This window comes from Afipia sp. GW822-FHT04G07, assembly GCF_058800765.1.
On the sequence record NZ_JBXAMP010000002.1, the window covers coordinates 1 to 26,276 of the forward strand.

The following is a 26,276-nucleotide window of genomic DNA, read 5'->3' on the forward strand; positions in this document are numbered from 1 at the left end:
CGAACGCTTGACCGTGCTCTTGTAGTCAGGCGACAGCCGCGGCGCGTGCGCGAGATTGCTCTCGCGCGGATAGATCAGAGTCATATCACAGGCCCTACCAAGATTTTCTCATCCATTGACCAATATCAGTCACCGCAGCCTCGGTTGTCGGGAAATTTGTGCCCATCGTCAGGAAGCCATGAATTTGCCCAGGAAAGTGGCGGTGATTAACTGCAACTTTCGCACTCTCAAGTTTTTGGACATATGCAATTCCCTCGTCCGCCAACGGATCATAACCCGCAGTCAGAACATATGCCGACGGCAGCCCAGCGAAATTCTTTGCAAGCAGCGGGGAGGCACGCCAGTCTTCGCAATGCGCTGGATCGCCAAGATAATGATCGCGAAACCAGATCATGGTTTCACCCAAGACTGGAAGAGCAGCCTCATCCAGCTTATGCGAAGGATGAGTAAAGGCCAGCTCAACGACGGGATAGATCAGAAGCTGGAAACGGATATCGGGGGCACCATCATCGCGGGCCGTATGCGCCACAACCGCCGCGAGATTGGCGCCAGCGCTGTCACCACCGACAGCAATTCCGGCCGGGTCAACGGCAAGCGCGGCGGCATTCGAAACAACCCATTTGGTCGCCGCGATGGCATCGTCGACGGCCGCGGGGAACTTGCTCTCGGGTGCAAGCCGATAATCAACGGCGATAACCGCACACCCTGCGGCATTCGATAAACGGCGGCAAAGAATATCATGGGATTCAAGATCTCCCAGAACCCACCCCCCGCCATGGAAAAAAATAAGGCCCGGCAGCACGCCCTTCGCACCCACAGGTCGATAGAGCCGGGCTGAGATCGATCCATCCGCGACCGGTATCTCGAAATCGCGCATTTCGCCGATGGCCGGCGGCTCGACAGCCGCAGCTTTACGAGCGGCAGCCATGGCGTTACGCGCCTGCTCGGGTGTCAGCGTTTCATAACGCGGCAAATCGAGCTCGCGCAGACGCGCAACAAAGGCGGCGCTGTCGGAATCAAGAGCCATCGTGAAACCTCCACCAAAACATTCTGTTCATCGCGGCAAGTCCAGACCGCGTGATGCGATCAAGGTGCGCTGGATCTCGTTGGTGCCCCCGCCGATGGTGTAGAGCAAGGCATCGCGAACGGCATATTCAAAACGACCGTCAATAAGTGCTGAAGGCGGCCCCGAACTTAACGATGCTCCAGTTCCTAGGAGATCGAGCGCTGTTTCCGCCAAACGCTCCATCAGTTCTCCGGCATAGACTTTCACCATCGCGGCTTGATGAACGGGAACGGAGCCGGCTTCGGTCAGGCGGGCTGTTTCCACTGCAAGCAACCTGGCCGCCTCTATCTGAACGGCAAAGGAAGCAATCGTATCGCGAACGAGCGGATCATGAGCCATCGGCTTGCCATCCCGCGTCGCGATCAAAACATAAGCGATCAACTGATCGAAGTAGGATCGCGCACGAGCGGCAATACCGGCCAGCGCGATACGTTCATAAGCGAGCGCAGCCGTGATGATCTTCCAACCGCCATTCACCTCACCCACCAACGCTTCGCGCGGCAGCCGCACATCATCATAAAAGACGACATTGGAACGATGACCGTTGAGCCCGTGAAGCGGCTGAATGGTGATGCCGGGAGTATCCAACGGAACAATAAAAACGCTGATCCCGCCAGCGCGGGGGTCGTTCGGATTCGTACGGGCGGCAAGCCAGCAGTAGTTGGCGTACCCGGCTGTGCTGGTATAAAGTTTTTGCCCACGGATGATCCAGCCGTCATTATCAGACCGCGCAGCAGTCTTGATGCCGCCAAGATCAGAGCCGTTGTCAGGCTCACTATAACCCAGCGCAAAGCATACATCGCCGCGTGCAATCGCCGGCACCATTCGAGCACATTGCTCCGGCGATCCATGATTGATCAGCGTCGGCGCGATCATCCCGGCCGAGGTGAAATGCCAGCCGATCGGCGCTTCAGCGTAGGCCATTTCCTCCTCGAAAACGAGATGTTCCATTGCTGAGCGTTCCTGTCCGCCCCATTGCTTTGGCCAGGTCAGGCTCAGCCACCCTTTCTCGCCAAGCTTCCGGCTGAAAGTGCGGTCGGCCAGCCGATGGTTGACCGGAATGGTTTGGTCGGCGCCCGCGTGATCCGGCTCCCAGTTCTCAGCAAGCCAACTGCGCACTTCGCGACGGAACTGGTTGGCGCGCTCACCAAGATCGAGATCCGGAATCCGTGGCATTTAAAGGCCCCCCAGAAGCGCGGTCGCAATTTCGCGGCGAGCCTCGTGCACGCCGCCATGCCGAACGAGATCGCCATGAACTCTTCTGAAATGCCGCGGCATTTCATGATCTTCCCAGAACGATACGCCGCCGAAACCATGATGGATTTCCAGAACGGTATCGCGCAGTGTCCGTGCAGCAGCTCCCACCGCGACCGCGGCTGGATAAGCATCCCCTCGGGCCAATCCAGCAGCACCAGCACGCAACAACGTCAGCCGGCACGTCTCGATATTGATCAGGAGATTGGCCAGCTTATGCTGGATAGCCTGATACGACCCGATCTTCCGGCCAAACTGGCTTCGAACTTTCACATAGTCCGTCAGCAACTCGAAGCCTCGCTGCGCGGCACCGAATGCTCGCCCAGTCAAAAGCAATCGCGCTATTGCCCGAAGGCGACGCAGATCGATATCAGAAGTCAGCTCAAAAAGAGGTCGCACGCGATCAAAGCGGATATCGGCCAGCGCGGGGGCCGTCAGCCCCGGTGTAGGGACGATACGCAGACCTTGCTGATCTTGCGAAACGACAGCGAGCCGCCCAGCCTGTTCGTCGAGAACGACGATAAAGTGCGTTGCCGATTGAGAATTCTCGACGAAAGAGACCTGCCCATCGAGGAAGGTACTTTCTGCGTCCGTCGTCTGAGACAGAGCGTAGCCTTTCTCATCCCTGCTGGAGGCGCCAAATATCCACGCTATCCTCGCGCGGCCATCAAGCAGACGAGCGGAGAGTTCTTCTGCGTGCCGGGTTTGAGAGTTTCGAGAGCGCTGAAATGTAATATTTGTCAGAAAGACGTCCAACAGCGGTGCCGGGCACGCCGCCCTGCCCAACTCCTGCATGATGGTGAGGCACAACGATAGTGAAGTGTCATCGCCATCATCGATACCGAGCGCCGTCCACCCTTGTTGGGCCATGCCGTGCCAGATCCGCGCGATCTCATCCGGTTGATCCGCCATCATCACAGCGCGCGACTCAGGCCAATGGGTCAACAGGAAACCGCGCGCGGCATCCTGCACCATCGCAATGTCTTCGAGCAGGCCGAATGGACGATCAGCGCTCGTCATCAACGATCTCCCGACTAGCTATTGGTCCAATTCGGCTTTCGCTTCTCTGCAAAAGCGCGCGGCCCTTCCAGATAGTCATTGCTGGAGCGCAGGCGCGCAACAGCATCCGATTCCGTTGTAAAAAGATTGACGAACTCCGACGATAGCGCGCTCTTGCGAGCGACCTGCTTTGTTGCACGCAACGCCAACGGCGAGCATTCCAGCAACTGCGCCGCCCATTTCCTGGCTTCGGACAATGCCGCGCCCTCCGGCACCAATGCAGTGACGAAGCCGAGATCGAAAGCTTCTTTCGCAGGAACGCGGCGGCCGGTGAGCAGAATGCCCATTGCACGCGGCAGACCAATCGCCTTGGGCAAATATTGAGTCCCGCCGGCCAATGCCGCCAAGCCGACACGCGGTTCGGACAGCGCGAACATCGAGTTCTCTGCCGCAATGATAATGTCGGTCGCCAACGCGAGCTCGAACCCGCCGCCCATGGCGACACCATTGACCGCAGAAATAACAGGCTTTTCAAGACCGAACCGGGTGGTGAGACCCGCAAAACCTGACGGCGGGAAACGTCGGCGGCCGCCGATCTTGGCATGGGCCTTCAGATCGTTCCCGGTGGAAAACGCGCGCTCCCCCGCCCCCGTAACGATAGCGACCCATTGGTCGGGATCATTCGCGAAGTCGGTCCAGACCCCGTCAAGCTCCAGATCGCCTTCATAATGGAGGGCGTTCATCACCTCCGGTCGATTGATCGTGACGATCGTGAGGTGACCTTCACGCTCGACTGTGCAGTATTCCAGCTTCTTGCTCATCAAAATTCCTCTACCTATTCTGCACGCGGCCAACGACCAGCGCATCAAGCGCCTCGATCCGATCTCCCGATGCGACCAGCGGGTTGACCTCCAGTGTTTCGAGCCTTGATCCAAGCGCCAGTGCGGCGTCACCGATCTTCGCAATGATCGATGCAAGCTTCTGCACATCAACCGCCGGTGTGTTGCGATAGCCCGCCAGCAATTTCGCGCCGCGCAACTCCGAAATCATCTCGACCACCTGCCCTTCCGTGACGGGCAGGAGCCGCAGGCTGGTATCCTTCAGAATTTCAACAAAGACACCGCCAAGACCAACGGCAAGAACGTATCCCCATTCGGGATCCCGGGTTACGCCGACCAGAAGCTCAACACCGCCTTTGCGCATGGCTGAAACCAGAACGCCGTCGAGCTTCGCATCGGGACGACGCGTCTTCACCGTCTTCATCATGCGATCGAACGCAGCGGCAACATCGGTCTGTGCAAGATCAAGCATGACGCCGCCGACATCACTCTTGTGAGCGATATCCTCCGAGGCAATCTTGATGACGAGTCGCTCTCCAAGTTTCCCGGCGGCGTCCGCGGCTTCGTGCGGCGTGCGCGCCAGAATCGTCGGCACGACCGGCACGCCGAATTGAGAGAGGTATTGTTGTGCTTCGTACTCGGAGTTCGGCAATGGCAGGGACGCATCGGACCTGTCGGCCGATGTGTGATCAACAAAGGCAGGGATGCCCTTCCGCTTCCTCTCCCACCAGCGGATTGCGCGGCTGATCGCCGGCATCCCGAGTTCCAGGCCACCGGACACGTAGGGCAATTTGTTTTTTGTGATGATCGAACGGCCGGACTCGCTCACCGTCTTCATCATACTCGCAAGTACGATGACAGGAGACGACGCTTCTCCCACGCCTTTTCCGATCGATTCGAGCGACGCCAGCGAAAAGGCGGTCGTGTCGTCCTCGCCGGTAGGCACTTCGAATAGATAGCACAACAGCGAAACCGACGGATCCCGGGAGATCGCCTTGATGGCCTCCTGCATCATCGCAGGATGCTCCGTCGCGGCACCGGTCAAGTCGAGCGGGTTATGGGCGGTGCCAAAATCAGGCAATAACTGTTTCAGGCTCGTGAGCGTCTCGCTACTGAACGATGGAAGCTCAACGCTTTCTTCGTCAGCAAGATCCGCTGATATCTCACAAAGTCCACCGGAGATAGAGACAAGTCCGACACCTGCCCCCGCGAGCGGTCCGGCTTTTGCCATCAGATCCGCAGTGACGACCAATTCCTCGATGGATCGCACGCGAATGATCCCGCTCTGGGCACATAATGCGTCGAACACCTTATCGTCGCCGACAAGCGCTCCGGTATGGGCCTGAGCAGCCTTTGCCGTGATCTCACTGCGGCCGACCTTCAGAGCAATGAGAGGCTTACCATTCTCAAACGCGCGAATGGCCGCTTGCCGGAATGCCTGCGGATCGCGCACCGACTCCATAAAAACGCAGATGACTTTGGTAGATGGATCATCGATCAGATAGTCGATGCCGGGCGCCACGCCGAAGTTAACTTCGTTGCCGGTAGAAATAATGCAACTCAAACCCACGCCCTGCTGATAGGCAAAATGCCCCATGGCGTTGGCGACCGCGCCGCTTTGCGACACGATTCCGATATCACCCGGAATGAAGGGTAGCCGCAACGTTCCCGTCCAGATCGCCGCCCTTTCCGCAAAATTCGCGAAACCAAGGCAGTTCGGTCCCAGAATCGTAATACCGTATCCATTGGCGCGGTCGCGCAGCTCATCCTGCAAAGCCTTGCCGCTATCGCCGGCTTCGGCAAAGCCGGACGAGAGTACAACTGCATAAGAAATTTTCGCGGCCGCGAGATCTTCCAGCGCATCGAGCAATCCCGCCGCCGGAATAAGCAACAAAGCAACATCGACCTGCTCGCCGATGGCCGCACATGAAACTGACGCCGTTTGCCCCAAGATCTCTCCACCGCGCCTGTTCACGATGTGAAGCTTCCCCTGAAAGCCAAGAGCTTCGAGGTTCTTCTTAGCCATCCGTGCCCAACGCGACTTGTCGCTTGCGCCGACCAATGCGATCGACTCGGGACGAAAGAACCGATCAAGCGGCCTTTGAGACTGAAGAGATGCGGTCATTTTCTGTATTTCCGTTATTGATTTTCTTGATGTGCAGATGCCGACCCGCTGTTCCACGAATTGATTTCATTCACGCCGCAGGCGTGAAGATATTTCGACCCTCGACGTGGACGACGGACCCCGGCCGACCGATCGAATCTGCTTTTTCCAGTCTGTCAAAAATCGACGGCTCTACCGGCGTATTGGCGACAAAACGGCGATTATCATCCTTGAGGCGACCAACAATGATGCCTGCTTCGGCACCGTTCTTGCCGTGAACGACCGTATAGGTCTCGATCACGGCTTCGCCCGTGGCTTCCTTGGCGACCGGTACGAGCGGAATGGCGTCGATCTCTCTTTGCGCGGCGGCGGGATCGGGTCTCGACCACGGTTCCGACAGAGGTGTCGCCGAATACAGGCCTGCCGCATGTTTCGTCAGCAGTCCGCCGTTGGCGGTAACGAGCCCGTACGTGCCGGGAACCTTCCGAAGGCGTATGACGATCTCGGCTATCGCGTGAGTGACATAGTTATTGCCGGGACCGCCAAAAAACGGAAGACCACCCGTAACAGTGAGACCACGCGGATCCGTCGCGCTTATACCTAACTCATCACATGCGACCTGAATGGCGGAGCCGAAGCAGCTATAGATATCGAAGTAGGAAACGTTTGAGATATCGATCTTTGTCGACGAGAAGGTATCCGCCGCGACCCGCTTGATGGCAGGCGACCTGTCAAACGACGCCCGTTCCGTCACAAACCACTGATCATGAGCTTCGCCGGAGCCATGCAAATACACCCGCTTCCCGCGCGCAATACCGAGCTCGTCCGCCTTCTCTTCCGAGCAAATCAGAATTGCCGCGGCCTGATCGACATAGACGTTGGCCGTCATCAGTTTTGTGTAGGGAAATCCGATGACAGGGTTCTGTTCCGTCACGCTCGCAATCGTTGCCGCGTCGTAGCCCTTCCTGCGAGTCGCATAGGGATTGGCCGCTGCAACGCGAGCGAAAGGCTCGAACATTTCGCCCAAGGCGTCGCGCCGCTCATTAACCGTCTGTTTCTTGCTGCGTCGAAGTGATTGCTCGAACAAGGCATACATGGCAATCGCCGAACGCATGCCGTGGTCGATTTCATGACGCGTATAAAGCTCCGATGGTCCACCGAGTTCGTTGGGAAGTTCCGGCGCATCCTCGTGCCAATCCAGCGTGATGGATTCGCGGCGAGCGCCCAGTTGGGTGCGCAACGCCTCGGCACCGACGATCATCGCAACTTGGCTCTCACCGTTCGCGATTCGCTCGCAGGCGCGCGCCGTCAAGGTTTGCGGCGTATCACCTCCTTGCGGAGCATAGATCAGTTCGTTCGGCGTGGCGCCGATCCGTTTTGCAACCGACCATGGCGCATTCTCGAGACGGCCAAAGGGTGAGCGAAATGCCGGCACCGTATCCGAGAAGGATCGGATGACGGCAAGAGAATCAATGGAGGGCAGGATTTTCGCGGCCGCTCCAGCGTCTGCCGCCGCAAGCCGCGCTGCGTCGACCATCAATGCCAACGGTGACCGTGCCTGGCCCGCGGGTGTCGTCGTGTCTGCGATCTGACTGACGCCAACGATAATAGGCATGCGACTTTTATCGATCATGGAACTTTCCAACGATCCTGGTTCTCATTGCAACTGGGCGGTCAGACCGCGAGAGAAACTCACCTTGCCGTATTGATCGGCGGAGCAATCGCCGGTCCGCTGGACACATCTTCCGGCCATACCGTGACCAGCTTTCCGTCCTGCCATTGCGTGAGAAGCGCACGGCGGCCTTTGTTGAGACTTCCTTCGAACTCGATGAAAGAACTCGAGGTCGCCACGCGCTCGCCCGGAATCTTGATCTTCGCGATAGCTGACGCGATCGCGTCCGGTTTCCGGCTCGCCGCCAGTTCCAGGACTTCCGCAATCGTGCGGACGGTCTGATAGCCCTGGGCGGCGTTGGTCGACATCGGCGACTTGTATTTCTCAAGGTATGCAGCCGACACCGTTTGAACTTTTTTCAGATCGATGGCGAAGCTCGTTGAGTTGAAAACACCATTCGCGCTCTTGCCGACTTGCGCGCCAAACTTTGGATCAGCCGTCCCGCCGCCCAACGTCACGATCATGGGATGGAAGTCGTACTGATCAAACGCACGGGAAAAACCCACGACCTCGCGAAACGCACCGTTCAGGACAACCATTTGAGCCCCAGTCGTTTTGATCTTCAAAACAGTCGGGCCAAAGTCCTGTGCACGCGCGCTGTACTCGACATCACCGACAATCTCGAAGGTCTTCTGGGCTTTCATGAGTTCCCGGAAGGCACGGCCTGCGGCCTGCCCGGTCTCGTTGTCGCCATAGACCATGGCTACGCGCTTCAATTCCGGCAGCTGCTTTTGCGCGACACCAAGCGCTGCAATCGCCGTCGACATGAAATCCTTGTCCTGAACGCCGAGCGACCACAGCCACTTGAATCCCCGGTTTGTGATTTCCTCCGATTGACCATTGATAACAATCATCGGAATGCCTTTGCGCTCCGCAGCCACCGAGAGCGGTATGGTTTCGGCCGATGTGCTCGCTCCCGCGAGTACCGAAATATTCGATTGGTCGATCAGGCGCTCGCCTTCACTCCCCGCACTCGCCGGGGTGCTGTGAGAATCGCCAAAAATCACTTCCAATTGAGCTCCGCCCAAGCTCTTGAGACCTCCCTCGGCATTCACCCGTTCGGCGGCGAGCGTTGCGCCGTTACGGATATCGCCGCCGGCCGTCGCGAACGGACCGGTCAATGCGACCACCACACCAACCCGCACCGGATCCGCCGCAAATGCAGTGCCCGCCATCGCGATGGAACAGAAGGCCCCAAGTACGGCCGACAGCTTTTTGCTCTTGAACATTGTGCTCTCCCTATTTTCTTCTAAATGCCGAGGTATGCGCGCCTGATTCGATCGTCGCTCGCAATCGAGGACGCTTCGCCTTGAAGGGCTATAGATCCGTGCTCCAGCACATAGGCATAACTCGCCACCTGGAGCGCGAGACTTGTGTTTTGCTCCACGGTGAGAATGGTAATGCCACGATCCTTCAACGTTGAGAGACTGCGAAAAATGTCCTCGACGATTACCGGAGCAAGACCAAGGCTGGTCTCATCGAGCAACAGAAGCCTCGGCGCGGCCATCAAGGCCCTACCGATCGCAACCATCTGCTGTTCTCCTCCGGAGAGCGTTCCGGCCATCTGGCCGCTCCTCTCCTTCACCTTCGGAAACAGCGAGAAAACCAAATCCAGATTGTCTTTGCTGCGGCCAGCAGCCCTGTGGCTCGAAGCACCCACAAGAAGGTTTTCAAGAACCGACATGCGCGGGAACAGGCGTCGTCCTTCGGGTACATGGGCCAGCCCCGCAGCCACGATGTCTTCAGGTTTCAGTCCGTCGATCCGACCATCGGCATAGAAAATCTCTCCAGACGACGGGCGCAACAAACCCGAGATGACACGCATCAGCGTTGTCTTACCTGCTCCGTTGGCTCCTATGAGCGCAGTAATCTCACCTTCGTTGAGGTTCATGGAAAGGTTGTGCAGAACAGCACCATCACCATAGCCGGCAGAGACGTTGCGAATATCAAGCAGCATGATGGCCTTGTCCGAGGTAGGATGTGATAACCAACTCGTTTCGGCCGATCTCGGCGGGCAAGCCCTCCGCGATCCTCTCGCCATTGGCGAGAACCACGATCCGGTCTGAAATCGACATGATCGCCCGCATCACATGCTCGACGATCAGAATCGTGGCGCCCTCCTTTCGAATGCTGAGGAGAACCGGCATCATCTCATCGACCTCGGTAGGAGTCAGACCGGCCATCACCTCATCGAGCAGAAGAAGCTTGGGGCGCGGCGCAAAGGCTCGCGCAAGCTCGAGTCGCTTTTTCTCGGGAAGCGTCAGCTTCCCCGCGGGAATATCCAGACGCTCGCCGAGCCCGAGATAACCCAATGCTTCCGACGCGATCTTTCGAGAGACTGCCACGCTATGCCCGTGGGCAACGAGGCTGACCAGGACGTTGTCGAGCGTCGACAGATGCACAAACGGCTGAACAATCTGAAACGTCCGCCCTATCCCACGCCGCGCACGCAGGTGCGGCGGAAGACGGGTAATGTCGTCGCCGAGATAGGATATGTTGCCTGAGTCGGGAGTAACGAGACCGGAGATAGTTCCGAACATCGTCGTCTTTCCGGCACCGTTTGGACCGATGAGCCCCAGTATCTCACCATGCCGAACCTCGAAGCTCACATCTTTGAGCGCCTGCAGTCCGCCGAAACGGCGGGAAACATTGTCGACCTTGAGAAGCGACGTCATGGTGCGACCACCGCTTGGGGTTTCAACGCCCTTTTCCAACGCTCGCGAACGAGTTCAACAACGCCCTGCGGAGCAAATCGCATGACGAGAATGATAATCACGCCATAGATGATGAGATGAAGTCCCGATATCTTTCCACCCAGGGCACCGAGCAGCGAGTCCAGCACCGGCACGAGAATAACGGCGCCCACCAACGGCCCAAGTGAAGTTCCAACACCGCCGATGAAGGAATAGACGATGGCGTCGATTGTGAACGAGATGCCAAAAACGGAATCGGGATCGATGAACAGCACATACTGCGCATAGAAGGTCCCGGCTGCCGCCGCGATCGCCGCCGTGATCGCCGTCGTAACAACCTTCAGGCGAACAACATCAATTCCCAAAGCAGAAGCCGTTTGCTCGTTCTCACGAATGGCGGCGAGCATGTAGCCGAAGCGCATCCGGCTGATGGCCACCGACAACCCTGCAGTCAACGCAAGAAAGGCGAGCGCGATATAATAGTATGGCACCTTCCCCGCGAACTGAAATGCCATGACACCACCGGTCGTTGGCGGGATGATCAAACCATTTGCGCCTCCGATCACCGACCAGTTCAACGCGATGAACAACCCCATTTCACCGACAGCCAACGTAACGAGTGCGAAATAGACGCCGACCAGCCTGCGCTTGAAGATCACGTATCCCATGATCGCGCCGATCAGAGCCGCCAATACCATCCCCACCGGAAGGCCGAGCCACGGCGTTAACCCGTACCAGAGATACAGAACGGTCGACGTGTACGCGCCGATCCCGACGAAAAGGGACAACCCCAACATCATCTGACCGCACATTCCGCCGATCAGGTTCCAGCTGAGCGCAAGCATTCCATGAAGCGCCGTCATGATCAGAACGTGCAGCGCCTGAGCAGAGACGAAGGCCGGCACGCTCAGGAGCACGATGACCGCCACGAAGACGAAGGAAAAGCGTTTCATAGCCGCGCACTCCCGAACAAACCCTGCGGACGAAATAGCAGGATCAGCACGAAAAGCCCGAAGGTGAGAGCAAACGGCATCGATCCGCTCGTCAGCAAACCTCCTAGGGATTCAACGAGCCCGATGATAATGCCACCAATGATCGCGCCGCCGAAGTTTCCAAGACTCCCGAGAACGACAATCACGAACGCTGTCAGCGTGTAGCTGTGGCCGATCAGCGGCGAGACGTACAAGGTCGGAGCAAGCAAGACCGCGACGATACTCAACATGATGAGACCAGCACAAAACGCGACGAGATAGACACGACCGACGCGAACCCCACAGAGAGAGGCGGCGTCCTTGTCCTGCGATGTCGCGCGGATCTCTCTTCCCAGTCTGGTGTAATGCAGTATCCAGCCAAGGCTGAGGCAAAGACCGAGCGAGACAGCCGCGGTCAAGGCAACAGGGACACGCACTATGAGCGGGCCAAGTCGCGCGGTGTAACTGGCGAATTCGCTGGGAATGGTCTGCATGTCGGCGGTGAAGATCACCAGCGCGAGATTCTGAAGAATGAGACCGAACGCAAGTGTCGTCACGATCTGATTATGCTCGTTCGTCGACAGCACCGGCTCGATCAGCACGTAGTAAACCATGACCGCGAACAACAGCATCACCGGCACGACGACAACGATGGAGGCGTAGGAATCCAGCCCAAGCCAAGTCACCGACACGTACACCAGATAGAGAGCCACCATCAGAAATTCGCCGTGGCAGAACGTCACGATCCGCATCACACCAAAGATGAGCGTGAGCGTGACACCGATAGCGGCGTAGATAGCTCCCAGCAAAAGCCCATCGAACAATATCTGTAAAAAAACTGAACTCGGCATCCCATCCCCTAGCCATTGCTTGCGCAAGCTACTCACGTTTCCCTACACGGCGAGTTTCATCTCGCTACTTGTTCTTATGCTTCGCATATTTCCCAACTATGTTGTTATGTCAATATAGCGTTCATTCTTCCTAACTATGTTGACTTGTCAATAAGCATTCATTGTGCTCACCAATTTCAAGGATGACCCGGCATGCACCGTTTGCATGTGCGAAATAACCAAGATCGAACGACGGGGGCTGGCCCTTCCGGTCCACCTGACAAACCAATCGCTGGCTGATCCTCAATGGAAAGACCTGATTGCCACCTCAGGATGGAAGCATTTTCATCATCGCCCCCAATACGCCTTGCGGATGGATCGCTCTCCAGCCAATACTTCATTGAAACACTGAAGAATCGCCGCGAGAGTACGGATCCCATCGCATGCCTTCCAAGAAATCGACCCAAGCCCGGGCCGCACTTCATCTCGAGCAATACGTTCCGGGACTTCTTACCTGGCTCTCGAACAAACTTGCTGCGAGCGCATCCCAAGTCTACCGGAGCCGCTTCGGCGTCGGCGTTGTTGAGTGGCGCATACTATCTTATCTCGCCGTATATGAAGGCGGGACGGGCGCGCAAATGAGCCAGCTCATGGGGATCGACAAGGCGGCCATCAGCAGGGGCGCCGCGTTTCTCCAAACCAAGAAGATGATCAAGAGCAAGCAGGGGTTTGGGCGAAATCTTGAATTCAGCCTCATGCCCAAGGGTCGCGAACTGCACGACCGCATCATTCAGCTGGCATTGGCGCGTGAGGACGCGCTTCTTGTCGGCCTGAGCAAGAAGGACAGCGACAAGCTTATCGGCTATCTTCATATTCTTCTCAAGAACCTGCCGGCTGTCGAAGCAATCAACGCCGACGAATATTGACGAATCCTTGAATCAACCCGCAGCATCTGCGCCATATCGCCGGCACTAGCTCGGAGTTGGCGTTGATGCATCGCCTGCGTCTCCAAAAGCAGCCCACCCTCCATCAACCGACAAGACAACCCCGGTGATGTAGCCCGCCGCCTCCGAGCTCAGAAAATGGATGGCCGCAGCAATCTCCTGCGGCGTCGCCAGGCGGCCCATCGGAATCCGCCGCTCAAGTCGCGGCACGTCGATAGATCCATCGCTCTCGAGTTTCTTGACCAGCGCCGTCGCCACATACCCCGGCGCGACGGCGTTGACGCGGATTCCGCTGGACGCCCATTCGCACGCCAGCGACTTGGTCATCATCGCGATTCCGGCCTTGGCAGCTCCGTAAGCGTTTCGACGGGGAAGCCCGGTGACACCGGCGATCGAGCTGATATTGACGATCGCGCCCGATTTTTGCGGCACCATCAGCGCATAAGCCTCTCGCGAGAACAGGAACGTACCGGCGAGATGAATGCTCAGGACTCTCTCGAAGCTATCGAGAGTCTGCTCTGTGGTCGGCAGATGCGGACTGCCAATGCCGGCATTGTTGACCAGAACGTCGAGACGGCCAAATCGCGCCTTGATGAGCTGACATGCATTGCGGACATCCTGCTCCTTCGATACGTCGCAACCGACCCCGAAATGATGCGCCCCGAGCTCCGCCGCGCGTTCACCGACACTCACCGCGTTAATGTCCACTAACGCAACGCGATAGCCTTGTTGCGCGAACAGCTGGGCTGTCGCCCAGCCAATTCCATCAGCGGCTCCCGTAATCGTTACGGTCGGATTTTGATCAGCCACTGCATTCCTCCTTATCATGGCGCCTCAGCATGCAACGCTGTCGGCAGGCTAGTTCTTTATGTTGCCGTGTCAACATGGTGCATTGCGCCTTGTGCGAGGGACCGCCGTATTTGCACATTGACCTGACTATTCGCTGCGCTATGTTGCTATATCAACATAGGAAGTGCGGATTTGCGAACTCAAGTTGCGATCATTGGAGCCGGTCCTGCCGGGCTGCTGCTAGGCCAGCTCCTTCATCACCACGGCGTGGACAATATCATCCTGGAGCGCAAGGACGCGGATTACGTTCTGGCGCGCATTCGCGCCGGCGTGCTGGAACAGGGAACCGTCGACACGCTGCGAACAATAGGCGTCGCCACTCGGCTGAACACCGAAGGCCTGCCGCATGACGGGATCGAACTCGCCTTCGACGGATCGCGTCATCGGATCGATCTCGCGGCGACAACCGGAAAGCGTGTCACCGTCTACGGCCAGACCGAAGTTACGCGCGACCTCATGGAAGCGCGGGAAAAGGCGGGGCGGACTACAGTATACGACGCAGGTGACGTCACGCCACATGGGTTCGACGGAGCAAAGCCTAGCGTCAGCTTTGTGAAGGACGGTATCACGCAGGTGATCGAATGCGATTTCATCGCCGGTTGCGACGGGTTTCACGGCGTCTGCCGTCAAAGCATCTCCAAACCGGCGCTTCGTGAATTCGAGCGTGTTTATCCGTTTGGCTGGCTTGGCATTCTTTCAGACACCAGACCCGTCTCCCATGAACTGATCTATGCCGGCCACGAGCGCGGATTCGCGCTGTGCTCGATGCGCTCGATGACGCGCAGCCGGTACTACATTCAATGTCCGATTGACGATCACATCGACCAGTGGCCGGACGACCGGTTCTGGGATGAGCTAAAGCGGCGGCTGGACGATGAAGCAGTGGCCAACCTCGTCACGGGACCTTCGATCGAGAAAAGCATCGCACCGCTGCGGTCCTACGTGGCCGAACCGATGCGCCTCGGCCGGATGTTCCTTGCGGGGGATGCGGCCCATATCGTCCCTCCGACGGGCGCGAAAGGCCTAAACCTCGCGGTCAGCGACGTTTATTACCTCTCCGAAGCACTTCGCGAATTCTATGATGAAAAATCGGACGCGGGGATCGACGCCTATTCCGCAAAGGCGCTGGCGCGCGTGTGGAAGGCCGAACGGTTCTCGTGGTGGATGACGTCTGTTCTGCATCGCTTTCCTAACACCGACAGCTTTTCCGCCCGCATCCAGCAGACCGAACTCGAGTATCTGATCAGTTCGAAGGCGGCGACCGCATCGCTCTCCGAGAATTACGTCGGATTGCCATTCTAGCAGCGCTGGCGAGAGGCCCTGCCGTCAGGGCCTCCGCCTAGCGGGATGCGTTCTTTACAGCGAAAGACCGCCATCGACGCTGAGTTCGGCGCCGGTCATGTAAGCACTGTCGTCCGAAAGCAGAAACAGAACGACCTTCGCGACATCTTCAGAGGTTCCCATCCGCTTCAGTGGGATCAAGGCCGCGCGGCGTTCGAGATCCTCGCGCACCCGGCTGCTCAGCATCGTGGTGTCGATGAGGCCGGGATGGACCGAGTTCACCCGGATGCCAAGCGGGGCAAATTCAAGCGCCGCCGACTTGGTCATGCCGCGCACCGCCCATTTGGTGCCGACATAGGCAATCGCATTAGGGATGCCCTGCAGGCCGGCGGTCGATGACACATTGACGATCGCGCCTCCGCCCGAACGTTGCATTAGCGGCGCAGCGTGCTTGAGACCAAGAACAACGCCGAGCTGGTTGACCCGGAAATGGGCGTCGAGCAACGCCGTGTCGGTTTCCGGAATGGATTTCGGGCGATAGATTCCAGCATTGTTGACAAGCCCGTGCAGGCCGCCGAGCGCCTCGCAATCGGCGATGACCGCCTGCCAGTTCGCCTCGTCGGCAACATCAAGCCGCCTATAGCTCGCGCGGACGCCAAGGCTTTCGGCAAGGGCCCTGCCCTGCTCGTCCAGAATATCCCCGATGACGACGCGCCCGCCTTCCTTGACGAGTCTGCGCGCCTCCTCCGCCCCCTGACCTCCCGCGGCTCCGGTCACCAGAATGATCTTGTTTGCGAAGCGATCCATCGGACACTTTCTGCAGCCTGTCACGGGCGGCGGCTCATCCGTCGAAACACCCCCCGCCGCATTGATAGGAACCTATCCATACGGCGGGGGCAGATGGGTCCAGCTCTCGATTACAGAGCTTCCATGTTACAGCCGATCTCGTCCTTGGACCCGAACAGCCGGCCGAGCTCCGCTGCATCCGCCGCAGCCTGAGGCTTAACCTTCAACGTGTCCCACTTGTCCGACGGATTGGCCTGCGCCGTTCCGACTACAGGACGCCGGATCATCTGATGATCCCAGTCACGGAATCCGACTTCCTGATTGCCGTCCTTGAAGCGGAGACCTTCGAGCGCTTCCACGAGCTTCACGGACTCGGCGGATTTCCCGCTTTCCATCGCCGACAGAAGGAAGCGCGTCATGAACCAGCCGAACCAAACGCGATCGGTCGGCGGCTTGTCATTGGCCTTCCGGTAGGCCTCGACGAACACCTTGTCTTCCTTGGAATTGTTCGGATCGTTGAAGTACCAGGTCTTTCCGTAAATGCCTGTGAGCGCCTCGCGCGGAACGCTCCACAGGTCCGTGTCGCTCACCGCCGGGCCGGCGACGCCGACCTGCCCGGTCATGCCGAATTCCTTGAATTGCTTCAGGATCGGTCCGACATTCGCAAGCCCGCTGATGAGCAGATCAGGCTTCGCCTGCCGCACTTTCAGGATGTACGAACTGAGATCCGTCGTTTCGACCGGCACGCGGTCGGTGCCGACAATCGTTCCGCCCGCGGCCTTGATGATGTCGCTGTAGGTCGAGAGCACGTCATCGCCGAACGTGAACGAGGCGATGAGGAAATACCACTTCTTGCCGACAGCGAGCAGTTCCGGCGCCATCGCGCGGGCATAGACCGGCACCGAAGCAGGCCCGCGGAAGGTGAAGCGGTTGCACTGTTTGCCGGTGATTTCCCGAGCCGCGGCGTTCAACGAAATGAACGGCACGCGGCTGCGCTTTGCCACCGCGCCCATGGCGAGCGAGTTCGCGCTCGAGGTGCCGCCGATCACCACCGACACCTTCTGCTCCTGAATGAGCTTGGTGATGTTCTGGGTTGCGCTTTGCGGATCGGACTCGTCGAGCCAGGTCAATTCGATGTTGCGGCCCAGCGCCTTGTTGCTCGCCTCCTTGAGAGCGATCTGGACGCCCTGCGCGAGGTCAGCGCCCTGCTGCGCGAACGCGCCCTGCTTGGCGAGCACCATGCCGATGCGGATCGGCTCGTCAGCTGCTGCGGTTCGCAGATAGGGCGCCGACAGCGACAACGCGCTGCCCGAAACGATCGCGGCTCCGGATGTCGTCAGAAAACGACGCCTGGAGAATCGCGAGAGGACCGGGAGCCCGGCGTCGCTGTTACCCTTGTCAGATTTTTTCATAGTCGCTTCCTTTCCCGTTTATTCCCGTCAAATCGATTTTGTACCAGACTGAGATGTCGTAACCTGCTGTCACTCGGCGTGAGCCAGTCCGAGGTACTTCGCCTGCACCGCCGTATCTCGCGACAGCGCGTCGGCCTCGCCCTGGTAGGCGACAGCGCCGTTGACCAAGATGTAGGCACGATCGGCGATCTGAAGGATCGCAGAGGCATCGTGTTCCACGATGATCAGGCTGGCGCGGGAACGCAGTTCGAGGATCGCTGTCATGATGTCGTCGACGACGGCGGGAGCGAGGCCTTCGAACGGCTCATCCAGCAGGATGATGCGGCTCGGCACCATCAGCGCCCGCGCGATCGCCACCATTTGGCGTTCGCCGCCGGACAGGTTCTGCGCCTTGGCGTTCTGCATCACTCGCAGCTTGGGGAACAGCGCATATGCCTCGTCAAGCGAGGCGCCGCCCGGCCGCATGGCCAGAAGCAGATTCTCGGCAACCGTCAGATTCGGAAACAACCGGCGCCCCTGAGGAACCAGCGTGATGCCTAGGCGGTTGATCTCGTGCGAGGGAACGCCGCGCAGCGTCTTGCCATCCAGGCTGATATCGCCGGACTCGATCTCGCAGGCCCCCATGATGGCGCGCAACGCAGTAGTCTTGCCGACACCGTTGCGCCCCAGCAATGCAACCACCTCGCCCTCGCGAAGCTCGATGCTGAGATCACTGAGGATGCGGCTGCCTTCGTATCCGCCTGTGAGATTCGCGACACGCAGAAGCTGCTTGCCCGGCACACGCGCCGAGCGCTCGACCGTCCGTTCCGAAGCCGCGTCGCCAGCACCGCGCGATTTGCCCAGATAGGCCGCAATCACGGCGGGATCGCGCGCGATCTGGTCCGGCTTTCCGTCAGCGATCAACTTGCCCTGGTGCAGCACCGTGATCCGGTCCGAAACACTCAACACCCGATCGATGTCATGCTCGACGAGGAACACGGCGTGGCTCTTTGAAAGCCGCACGATCAGATCCGTGATGACGCGGCGATCCTGCTCCGCGAGACCGGCCAACGGCTCGTCGAACAGCAGAACCTTGGAATTGCCTGCCAGCGTGACGGCGATTTCGAGCAATCGCTGTTCACCGTGAGCAAGGTTCTCGCACAGAATCTCCGCGCGATCCTGCAGGCCGACCGCAGACAGCAGGCTCCACGTCTTGCCGTTGATGTCGCTCACCCCATAGGCGTCGCGCCACACGTCGAAGCGTTTCGGGCTGGTGGCCTGCACCGCGATGCGGGCGTTCTCGAAAGCCGACAGATGCGGAAAGACCCGCACGATCTGGAACGACCGGCCGATGCCGATCCGTGCCCGTTTATGCACCGCCATCCGGGTGATGTCCTGCCCGGCGAAGAAAATCTGCCCGCCATTTGGTGGCAGGACGCCGGTCAGCATGTTGAAGAATGTCGTTTTGCCCGCGCCGTTGGGCCCGATGAGGCTATGCAAACCTCGCGACATGATCTGCAGGTCGATCTCATGGGCCGTCACCAGCGCGCCGAAGTTGCGCGACAGCTTGCGGACTTCAAGAATCGGCTCGACCGGCGCGGCATCGTCGCCGCCCGCATCATAGGGCACGATATGCTGCGGCCGCTGCGGAATCCCGTCCCTCACCAGCGTATAACGCTGGCGCGAGAAAATCCGCTGGGCCAGCCCGTGCAATCCCTGCGGCGAGAAAAGCGCGAGCACTATCACGATCGGCGCAAACAGCAGCCACCAGTTCTCGGTGATGGCGCTCAGATAGTCCTGCAGGACAATGAAGACGATTGCTCCCCACAGCGGACCGAGAAAATGATGAACGCCGCCGAGCACATTGGCCATCAGGGCATCGCCCGCATGCTGCCAGCTCAGATTATTGGCGTAGGCTCCCTGAACCAAAAAGGCCAGCAGTCCGCCGGCCAGGCCGATGACGGAGCCGGAGATCACGAACGAGCAGAGCTTAAGCCGATAGACGTCGTATCCGAGGCTGCGCGCCCGCTCCTCGTTCTCACGAATGGCCTGGAAGGTGCGGCCGAGCGGGGAATGCCCAAGACGCCACAGCGCAAACAGCATCGCGATGGTCAGCGCCAGGCAGAACAGATGAAAGCTCTTGGCGTCCGGAAACAACACACGCGACACGTTCTGAAGACCGTTTTCGCCACCGGTGACGTCAGTCCATTTGAACGCGATCTCGAACGCAATCTGGGAACAGGCCAGCGTCAGCAGCGAAAAGTACAATCCGCGCCGCAGCAGCACCAGCGCACCCAGCGAAAGACCGAGCAACGCGGAGAACGCGACACTGATCGCCAGCGCCCCGATCTCGTTGCCGACATAGCGCTGGATCGCGATGGCCGACGCGTAGGTCGCAAGGCCAAAGAAAACAGACGCACCGAACGGGACGAGACCGGTGTAACCGAGCATCACGTTCAGTCCGACGCCATACAGAACGTAGATCACGATCTCTGTGATGATCGACAGGTGAGAGCCCAGCACGAGCGCCTGCAGCGTCAGCGCGCCGAGAACGATCGCGGCCCATAGAACCGGGTGGCTCCAGAATTTTGATTTAATCATTCGAAGCGTTCCCATGCTTCCCCAAACAGTCCGCGCGGACGCAACAGCAGCACCACCGCCATCAGCACGTACATCGCCACGCCGGAGGCTTCAGGCAGGAACTGAACACAGAGCGCCGTCACAACGCCGACGAGCAGTCCCGCCACGATCGCGCCCTTATAGGAGCCGAGGCCCCCAATGGTGACGATCACGAACGCCGGCATGCTCGCGGCCGAGGTCATTGCGGGCGAGACAGTCCAGAGCGGTCCAGCAAGCGCGCCCGCAGCGCCAGCGAGAAAACATCCCAGCGCGAATGCGCCGGTCATGACTTTCGGAAAATTGATGCCCAGCAGCGCCAGCATTTCGGGATCGCGACTGCCCGCGCGCAGAATTCGGCCGTAAGGCGTGAAGGCGAAGAACGCCCACAGCAGCACGAGAAGGAAAGCCGTGATGACGAGAAGGCCGAGGCGGTACGTCGTCAGGAGGATAGGACCGAATTCGACGAGGCCGGTCAGGAACTGCGGCGGGCTCATCGGAAGACCGGCCGATCCCCAGAACGTGCGGATCAGCGCCTCGATCAGCAGCGCGAGCGCGAACGTCACGATCAGGCTCATCAGCGGCCCTTCGCGATACAGCCGTTTGATCAGGACCAGTTCGCACACCACGCCGACCAGCGCGACCGCGATGGGCGCGAAAATCACCGCCCACCAGCCTACATGTCCGATGATCGTCACCGCGAAATACGCACCGAGCGCGAAGAACGCGCCATGTGCGAAATTCACAATGCCGAGCAAGCCAAAAATAATCGAGAGGCCGACCGCGATGAGAATGTAGAGAAATCCCAGAACGAGACCGTTCGCAAGCTGAGACAGGATTGCATCCATCATGACCGCGACACTCTTGCGAAGCGGACAACATCCATCGCAACTGCATCGCGATCGGATGACGCCGAACATGCGCCTCTCCGGACAAGCGGAGCGCCAATCGTTCGCGCAGCAGTGCACGTCGCGCACGCTACTGCAATATTCCTGCCTTCCAAATGAACGTTATGATTCATTGCTGAATGTGCATCCTCAGTTAACCGCGCCTTCTCAGCCGCGGCGACCGCTTAAGCGGGCGTCATGCTCTGCATGGAACCCACTCATCCATGGCAACAATGACAGCTCACACATCGACGACGGCACCGACATAATTGCATGGAGATGCGCAAACACCGGTCCAAGCCGCCCGCAGCAGCAAATCTCTCGTCGATCCCTCACCCATTCTTCTACGTCCGGCTTCGACTGGCTGTCTTACCCAGGACAATGTCGCATGCATGTTGATAGCGCAACATTATTTATTCGACGCAAACCTCGCACTGCATCGCAGCAAGACATGATGTTGACAACACAACATTCGTCTGTATCGATATATTCTTGATCTTTCTTGGAGAACTGCCGTGCAAACCGACATTTGCCGACGACTGGGCGCCGAAATCCCAGTATTTGCCTTTTCGCATTGCCGCGACGTCGTGGTGGAAGTTACAAAAGCTGGCGGCTTCGGCGTCCTCGGCGCTGTTACGTTCTCGCCCGAACAACTCGAGCGAGAGCTGCAATGGATCGACAACCACGTCGAGGGGCGCCCTTATGGCGTCGACGTATTGATCCCTGTGCGTTATGACCACGCCGCGGAAGGCGCGACAGCCAGCGTCCAGGATCTCATCCCAGAAGCGCAAAAAACATTTGTCGACAATTTCATGACGCACGAAGGTGTGCCGGAGCTTTCGCCGACAGAAGCTCTGCGGGCTTCGCAAGAACTCTCTGCCCGTGAACGCAACACGACTCCAGCCGGCGCCCGCAAGCTGATTGATGTCGCATTGAAGCACCCACAAGTCCGGCTCATCGTCAGCGCTTTGGGACCGCCGCCGAAGGACCTTGTGGGAGAATTTCACGCCCGCGGATTGCTGGTCGGTTCGCTGTGCGGCAAGCCTGAACATGCCATCCACCACAAGGAAGCCGGAGTCGATATAGTCATCGCTCAAGGGACCGAAGCAGGCGGCCATACGGGCACGATCTCCACGATGGTGCTGGTACCGCAGGTGGTCGATATTTGCGGTCCCGAGGTGGCGGTATTGGCAGCCGGCGGCATCAGCCGAGGGCGGCAGATTGCGGCCGCCCTTGCGCTCGGCGCGCAAGGCGTGTGGTGCGGCACGATCTGGCTCGGCACTCGCGAAAGCGAACTCACTCCGCTGGAGAAAGGCGTGCTGTTCCAGGCAAAGACCGAGGATGCCGTGCAACGTAAATGGATGACGGGGAAAACCGTCCGGATGATCAAAAGCAAGCTGTCAGAAGCTTGGGAACAGCCCGGCGCGCCCCGACACCTAATGCCTCCGCTCCAGAACACTCTCTACTACCTGGCCAAAGCGCGTATTGAGCGTGCCAAACGCGGCGACCTCCTCTCAATCCCTGCGGGGCAGGTCGTCGGCACGATGACTGAGGAGACTTCGGTTCGCAGCGTCATCGGAGATTTCCTGAATGACTACGTTGAAGCGACCGAACGCATGAAGCAGTATTTCCCGGAGGCTTAATGCCTCCGGTTGGTTCACCATGAGGCCGGCTCACGCCAATCTAAAACCCTCGTAGTCTTTCTTCGCGACATTATCGATAACCTGCTTGTAGACAGCTGCGCCGCCGAGATATGGCATGAAAACGCGCGGCTTTCCCGGAATGTTCGCTCCAACATACCACGAGTTGTTGTTCGGCATCATGGTGCGGTTCGCCACTTCATTGACGTGAGAAACCCACTTCTCTTCAGCTTCAGCAGTTGCTTCAATTGCCGAGAAGCCGCGCTTTTTCAGATGCGCAAGGCAGTCCGCGATCCAATCCACATGCTGCTCGATCGATGTCACCATGTTGGTGAAGACGGACGGACTTCCCGGCCCCGTAATCATGAAGAGGTTCGGAAATCCGGAGATCGCCATTCCGATATATGTCTTCGGGCCTTCGGCCCATCGGTCGCGTAGCTTGAGATCAGAGCGGCCGGTGATATCGATGCGGAGCAGCGCCCCCGTCATGGCATCGAAGCCGATCGCCATGATGATGACATCGAGGTCGAATGTTGCCGTCGCGGTTTTGAGGCCCGTCGGCGTAATCGCCTCCAGCGGACCGTCCTTGACGTCCACCAGCGTGACATTGCTGCGATTGAACGTCTGGAAGTAAGCCGTATCGACGCAAATGCGCTTTCCGCCAATGCCGTAATCGCTCGGCATCAAACGCTTGGCGACTGCCGGATCATCGACCACCTTGGCGATCTGGCGGCGCACGAAATCGGACGCGTGCGCATTGACCTCTTTGTCGCTGGTCATATCAGGGTAGGCGTACATGAAGCTGATGCCGCCGATCGACGTCCAACGCCGCTCGAATTCCTTCTCACGCTCCTCATAGCTCACCGAACTGCCGAGCACTGTTCCGGCATGGTTGAGCGTATTGTTGCGCGTTTCCCGCGCAGCCACGCGACGATCGCGATAGTTTTTCTTCCAGCCAAGCTCGTAGTCCTGATCCATCGGACGGTTGAGTGCGGGGATCGAATAGTTCGGCGTGCGCTGGAATACGTAGAGGTGCTCCGCCTGCTCGGCGATGTGCGGCGCCGCCTGGATTCCGGATGAGCCGGTACCGATCAATCCGACGCGCTTGCCCGTGAGATCGACACCGTCATGCGGCCAGTCCGACGTGCGATAGACCTCCCCCTTGAAACTATCCATGCCAGGGAATGTGGGAATGATCGGAATGGACAGGCAACCTGTCGCCATGACGCAAAACGGCGCCACGAAGGTATCGCCCGTCTCCGTGCGCACCTCCCACATCTTCGTCTGCTCGTCGAAGGTCGCGGCGACGACCCGCGTGTTGAGCTGAATGTCCTTGTTCAGGTCCAGCTTGTCAGCGACGAATTTGATATAGCTGAGAATTTCCGGTTGCGGCGCGTAAAGCTGCGACCAGCTCCACTCCTGCTGTATCTCATCGGAAAACGAAAACGAATACTGCATGCTCTCGACGTCGCAGCGCGCCCCCGGATAGCGGTTCCAGTACCACGTGCCGCCGATCGAATCCGCAGCCTCGAGCACCCGGACGGAGTATCCATCGCCGCGCAGCCGATGCAGCGCGTACACGCCCGCAAAACCCGCTCCCACGACGATAACATCCAAGCTGGTTGAGACCTTCTTTTTATCGCTCATCGAGCCCTCTCGCACACGTTTGGCAATCCTGACACGGGTGTCCCCACTGAACACACGCCGCAGAGGGGTCTATACATCTCTCATGTTGAGATCACAACATAGAACTTGGTGTGATTTGAATGCATTGCACAAGCGTCGAACCTGTGTTGACATAACAACAAATAGCAATGAAATTGCGGTAGCCGTCAGCCTGGTCTCTAAGACGCTTAAGGATATCGAGATGACCATCAGGGACATCGCAGCCGTCTCAGGCATCGGAGAGACGGCTTATACACGCGGCGGCGTTCCCACTCCGACAGCACTCGACCTGCAGATGGAGGCCGCGCTGAAAGCTGTAGCGGATGCCGGAATTGAGCCCCGGGACATCGACGGGATTGTTATTCCAATGGGTATCAGCCCGGTCGTTGCGGAAGATTTCATCACCAATTTCGCACTGCCGGATCTAAAGTTTTCAGCCGTTACCCCTCTTGGGGGCGCGAGCTGCGTCGCGGCTCTTCAGACCGCCGCCATGGCGATCGCTTCGGGGGTGTGTCGGCATGTCCTGCTCCCCGTCGGTCGAACCGGCTTCTCCGGCGCCCGGATCGGAACCCGGCTTCATGCCATGCCTCAGTTCCGAACGGTGGGCGAGTTCGAGCTGCCTCAAGGCGCCGTCGCTCCCGCCACGCTCTACGCGCCAATGGCGCGGCGACATATGGAGTTATTTGGAACCACCAGCCAACAGTTCGGCGAAATTGCAGTGACCATGCGCAAGCACGCAATGTTGAATGACAATGCCATCATGCGCACGCCGATCTCGCTGGACGACCATCAATCGTGCCGGATGATTTCCGATCCGTTCCGGCTTTTGGATTGTAGCCTTGAAAGCGACGGAGGAGCCGCGATCATCGTCAGCGCGGCTGACGAAGCTCGGGACATGCCGCAGCCGCTTGTCGTCATCATGGGCGTCGCGGAAGCTCATCCGGATAGCCCCAGCACAATCACTCAGCGCCCTGATATGCTTCGCCTCGGAGTTGCCAAAGCGGCCCCGCGAGTTTTTTCGATGTGCGGGCTGACCCCAGCGGACATCGACGTCGCGCAAATCTACGATTGCTTCACCTACATCGTGCTGTGCCAGCTTGAAGATCTCGGCTTCTGCAAGAAAGGCGAAGGCGGCGCGTTCGTTGAAAACGGCAACATCGGTCTGAACGGCAAGCTTCCGGTCAACACTCACGGGGGACTGCTGTCGCAGGCACATCTCGCCGGCATGAACCATGTCGTCGAACTCGTAAAGCAACTGCGCGGGCAGGCGGGAAAGGCGCAGGTCAGGAATCCGGAGATCGGGTTGGTGACCGGGTATGGCGATCTTGGCGACGGCGCCGTCGCCATCATGAGGCGGGGATGACATGAGCGAACCTTCTTCGCGTCCCCTGCCCGATATCACGCCGCACAGCCAACCCCATTGGGAAGGCTTGACGCACGAGAGATTTCTCATTCAGCAATGCGGACAATGCGGAACGTTGCGCCACTATCCGCGTCCCGTCTGCAGCGCATGCTACGCGATGGACGTCTCCTGGCTGCAAGCTTCTGGCAAAGCGCACATCCATAGCTGGACAGTTGCCCATCACGCCTATCACCCGGCTTTCAAAGCCGAAGCGCCCTATGCTCTCGTTACAGCGGAGTTACCCGAGGGCGTCCGTATGCTGGCGCGGCTGCACAATCCCGGAAATGTCACCTTGCGGATCGGCTTGCCGCTTCGCATCGGATATGAGCGAGTAAGTGATGGCGTCGTGCTTCCCATCCTGATTCCGGAATAACGATACGCACACGC

22 protein-coding genes and 1 pseudogene are annotated in these 26,276 nt (G+C 58.8%); 5 read left to right on the top strand and 18 right to left on the bottom strand.

The window, feature by feature from the left end; translation table 11 throughout:
* From AC1RKJ_RS19740 to AC1RKJ_RS19795, 12 genes and pseudogenes are all read right to left on the bottom strand, one after another.
* Positions 1-84, bottom strand: a pseudogene (locus tag AC1RKJ_RS19740) (protocatechuate 3,4-dioxygenase subunit beta); the annotation flags it as partial.
* A gap of 10 nt (positions 85-94) precedes the next feature.
* Entirely contained in the window at positions 95-1,027 is a 933-nt protein-coding gene (lipP1, locus tag AC1RKJ_RS19745) for a LipP1 family hormone-sensitive lipase (protein WP_492792814.1), read from the bottom strand.
* 27 nt (positions 1,028-1,054) lie between these two features.
* Positions 1,055-2,242: an acyl-CoA dehydrogenase family protein gene (locus tag AC1RKJ_RS19750; RefSeq protein ID WP_492792815.1), complete on the bottom strand. Its 1,188-nt coding sequence runs from the start codon at positions 2,240-2,242 to the stop codon at positions 1,055-1,057.
* Entirely contained in the window at positions 2,243-3,340 is a 1,098-nt protein-coding gene (locus tag AC1RKJ_RS19755) for an acyl-CoA dehydrogenase family protein (protein ID WP_492792816.1), read from the bottom strand.
* Positions 3,341-3,354: 14 nt separating this feature from the next.
* On the bottom strand, positions 3,355-4,140 hold the full coding sequence (locus AC1RKJ_RS19760; RefSeq protein WP_492792817.1) for an enoyl-CoA hydratase-related protein: 786 nt from the start codon (positions 4,138-4,140) through the stop codon (positions 3,355-3,357).
* Positions 4,141-4,150: 10 nt separating this feature from the next.
* On the bottom strand, positions 4,151-6,283 hold the full coding sequence (locus AC1RKJ_RS19765) for an acetate--CoA ligase family protein (protein WP_492792818.1): 2,133 nt from the start codon (positions 6,281-6,283) through the stop codon (positions 4,151-4,153).
* Between the two features lie 70 nt (positions 6,284-6,353).
* Complete coding sequence (locus AC1RKJ_RS19770) at positions 6,354-7,895, bottom strand: acetyl-CoA acetyltransferase (protein WP_492792819.1); 1,542 nt, start codon at positions 7,893-7,895, stop codon at positions 6,354-6,356.
* A 59-nt stretch (positions 7,896-7,954) separates the two neighbouring features.
* A complete protein-coding gene (locus tag AC1RKJ_RS19775) occupies positions 7,955-9,163 on the bottom strand; it encodes an ABC transporter substrate-binding protein (protein WP_492792820.1) in 1,209 nt (402 codons plus the stop codon).
* A gap of 20 nt (positions 9,164-9,183) precedes the next feature.
* Entirely contained in the window at positions 9,184-9,888 is a 705-nt protein-coding gene (locus AC1RKJ_RS19780; RefSeq protein ID WP_492793240.1) for an ABC transporter ATP-binding protein, read from the bottom strand.
* Positions 9,881-10,609, bottom strand: a complete 729-nt coding sequence (locus tag AC1RKJ_RS19785) for an ABC transporter ATP-binding protein (RefSeq protein WP_492792821.1) — start codon at positions 10,607-10,609, stop codon at positions 9,881-9,883. The genes AC1RKJ_RS19780 and AC1RKJ_RS19785 overlap by 8 nt, the downstream gene beginning before the upstream one ends.
* Positions 10,606-11,580: a branched-chain amino acid ABC transporter permease gene (locus tag AC1RKJ_RS19790; RefSeq protein ID WP_492792822.1), complete on the bottom strand. Its 975-nt coding sequence runs from the start codon at positions 11,578-11,580 to the stop codon at positions 10,606-10,608. Before AC1RKJ_RS19790 ends, AC1RKJ_RS19785 begins: the two co-directional genes overlap by 4 nt.
* On the bottom strand, positions 11,577-12,449 hold the full coding sequence (locus tag AC1RKJ_RS19795) for a branched-chain amino acid ABC transporter permease (RefSeq protein ID WP_492792823.1): 873 nt from the start codon (positions 12,447-12,449) through the stop codon (positions 11,577-11,579). The genes AC1RKJ_RS19790 and AC1RKJ_RS19795 overlap by 4 nt, the downstream gene beginning before the upstream one ends.
* A gap of 422 nt (positions 12,450-12,871) precedes the next feature.
* Between AC1RKJ_RS19795 and AC1RKJ_RS19800 the strand changes: the two genes are divergently transcribed.
* The gene (locus AC1RKJ_RS19800; RefSeq protein ID WP_492792824.1) at positions 12,872-13,354 is read left to right on the top strand and encodes a MarR family winged helix-turn-helix transcriptional regulator; all 483 of its coding nucleotides are present in this window, start codon (positions 12,872-12,874) and stop codon (positions 13,352-13,354) included.
* Positions 13,355-13,399: 45 nt separating this feature from the next.
* Here the strand turns inward: AC1RKJ_RS19800 and AC1RKJ_RS19805 are convergent, their stop codons facing one another.
* The gene (locus AC1RKJ_RS19805; RefSeq protein ID WP_492792825.1) at positions 13,400-14,182 is read right to left on the bottom strand and encodes an SDR family oxidoreductase; all 783 of its coding nucleotides are present in this window, start codon (positions 14,180-14,182) and stop codon (positions 13,400-13,402) included.
* A 171-nt stretch (positions 14,183-14,353) separates the two neighbouring features.
* Between AC1RKJ_RS19805 and pobA the strand changes: the two genes are divergently transcribed.
* The gene (gene pobA / locus AC1RKJ_RS19810) at positions 14,354-15,523 is read left to right on the top strand and encodes a 4-hydroxybenzoate 3-monooxygenase (protein WP_492792826.1); all 1,170 of its coding nucleotides are present in this window, start codon (positions 14,354-14,356) and stop codon (positions 15,521-15,523) included.
* A gap of 54 nt (positions 15,524-15,577) precedes the next feature.
* Here the strand turns inward: pobA and AC1RKJ_RS19815 are convergent, their stop codons facing one another.
* From AC1RKJ_RS19815 to AC1RKJ_RS19830, 4 genes are all read right to left on the bottom strand, one after another.
* Positions 15,578-16,309: an SDR family NAD(P)-dependent oxidoreductase gene (locus AC1RKJ_RS19815; RefSeq protein ID WP_492792827.1), complete on the bottom strand. Its 732-nt coding sequence runs from the start codon at positions 16,307-16,309 to the stop codon at positions 15,578-15,580.
* A 110-nt stretch (positions 16,310-16,419) separates the two neighbouring features.
* Entirely contained in the window at positions 16,420-17,700 is a 1,281-nt protein-coding gene (locus AC1RKJ_RS19820; protein ID WP_492792828.1) for an ABC transporter substrate-binding protein, read from the bottom strand.
* Between the two features lie 69 nt (positions 17,701-17,769).
* Entirely contained in the window at positions 17,770-20,280 is a 2,511-nt protein-coding gene (locus AC1RKJ_RS19825; RefSeq protein WP_492792829.1) for a branched-chain amino acid ABC transporter ATP-binding protein/permease, read from the bottom strand.
* Positions 20,277-21,146: a branched-chain amino acid ABC transporter permease gene (locus tag AC1RKJ_RS19830; RefSeq protein ID WP_492792830.1), complete on the bottom strand. Its 870-nt coding sequence runs from the start codon at positions 21,144-21,146 to the stop codon at positions 20,277-20,279. The genes AC1RKJ_RS19825 and AC1RKJ_RS19830 overlap by 4 nt, the downstream gene beginning before the upstream one ends.
* A 551-nt stretch (positions 21,147-21,697) precedes the next feature.
* Here AC1RKJ_RS19830 and AC1RKJ_RS19835 point away from each other — a divergent pair.
* Positions 21,698-22,825, top strand: coding sequence for a nitronate monooxygenase (locus tag AC1RKJ_RS19835; protein ID WP_492792831.1), 1,128 nt, complete (start codon positions 21,698-21,700; stop codon positions 22,823-22,825).
* 30 nt (positions 22,826-22,855) lie between these two features.
* On the opposite strand, the gene AC1RKJ_RS19840 is transcribed toward AC1RKJ_RS19835, so the two are convergent.
* The gene (locus AC1RKJ_RS19840) at positions 22,856-24,469 is read right to left on the bottom strand and encodes a flavin-containing monooxygenase (RefSeq protein ID WP_492792832.1); all 1,614 of its coding nucleotides are present in this window, start codon (positions 24,467-24,469) and stop codon (positions 22,856-22,858) included.
* Between the two features lie 115 nt (positions 24,470-24,584).
* On the opposite strand from AC1RKJ_RS19840, the gene AC1RKJ_RS19845 reads away from it, so the two are divergent.
* Both AC1RKJ_RS19845 and AC1RKJ_RS19850 read left to right on the top strand, forming a co-directional pair.
* Entirely contained in the window at positions 24,585-25,850 is a 1,266-nt protein-coding gene (locus AC1RKJ_RS19845; RefSeq protein ID WP_492792833.1) for a thiolase family protein, read from the top strand.
* A gap of 1 nt (position 25,851) precedes the next feature.
* Positions 25,852-26,262 carry a Zn-ribbon domain-containing OB-fold protein gene (locus tag AC1RKJ_RS19850; protein ID WP_492792834.1) on the top strand — a complete coding sequence of 137 codons (411 nt, stop codon included), beginning with the start codon at positions 25,852-25,854 and terminating at the stop codon, positions 26,260-26,262.
* Positions 26,263-26,276: the final 14 nt, after the last annotated feature.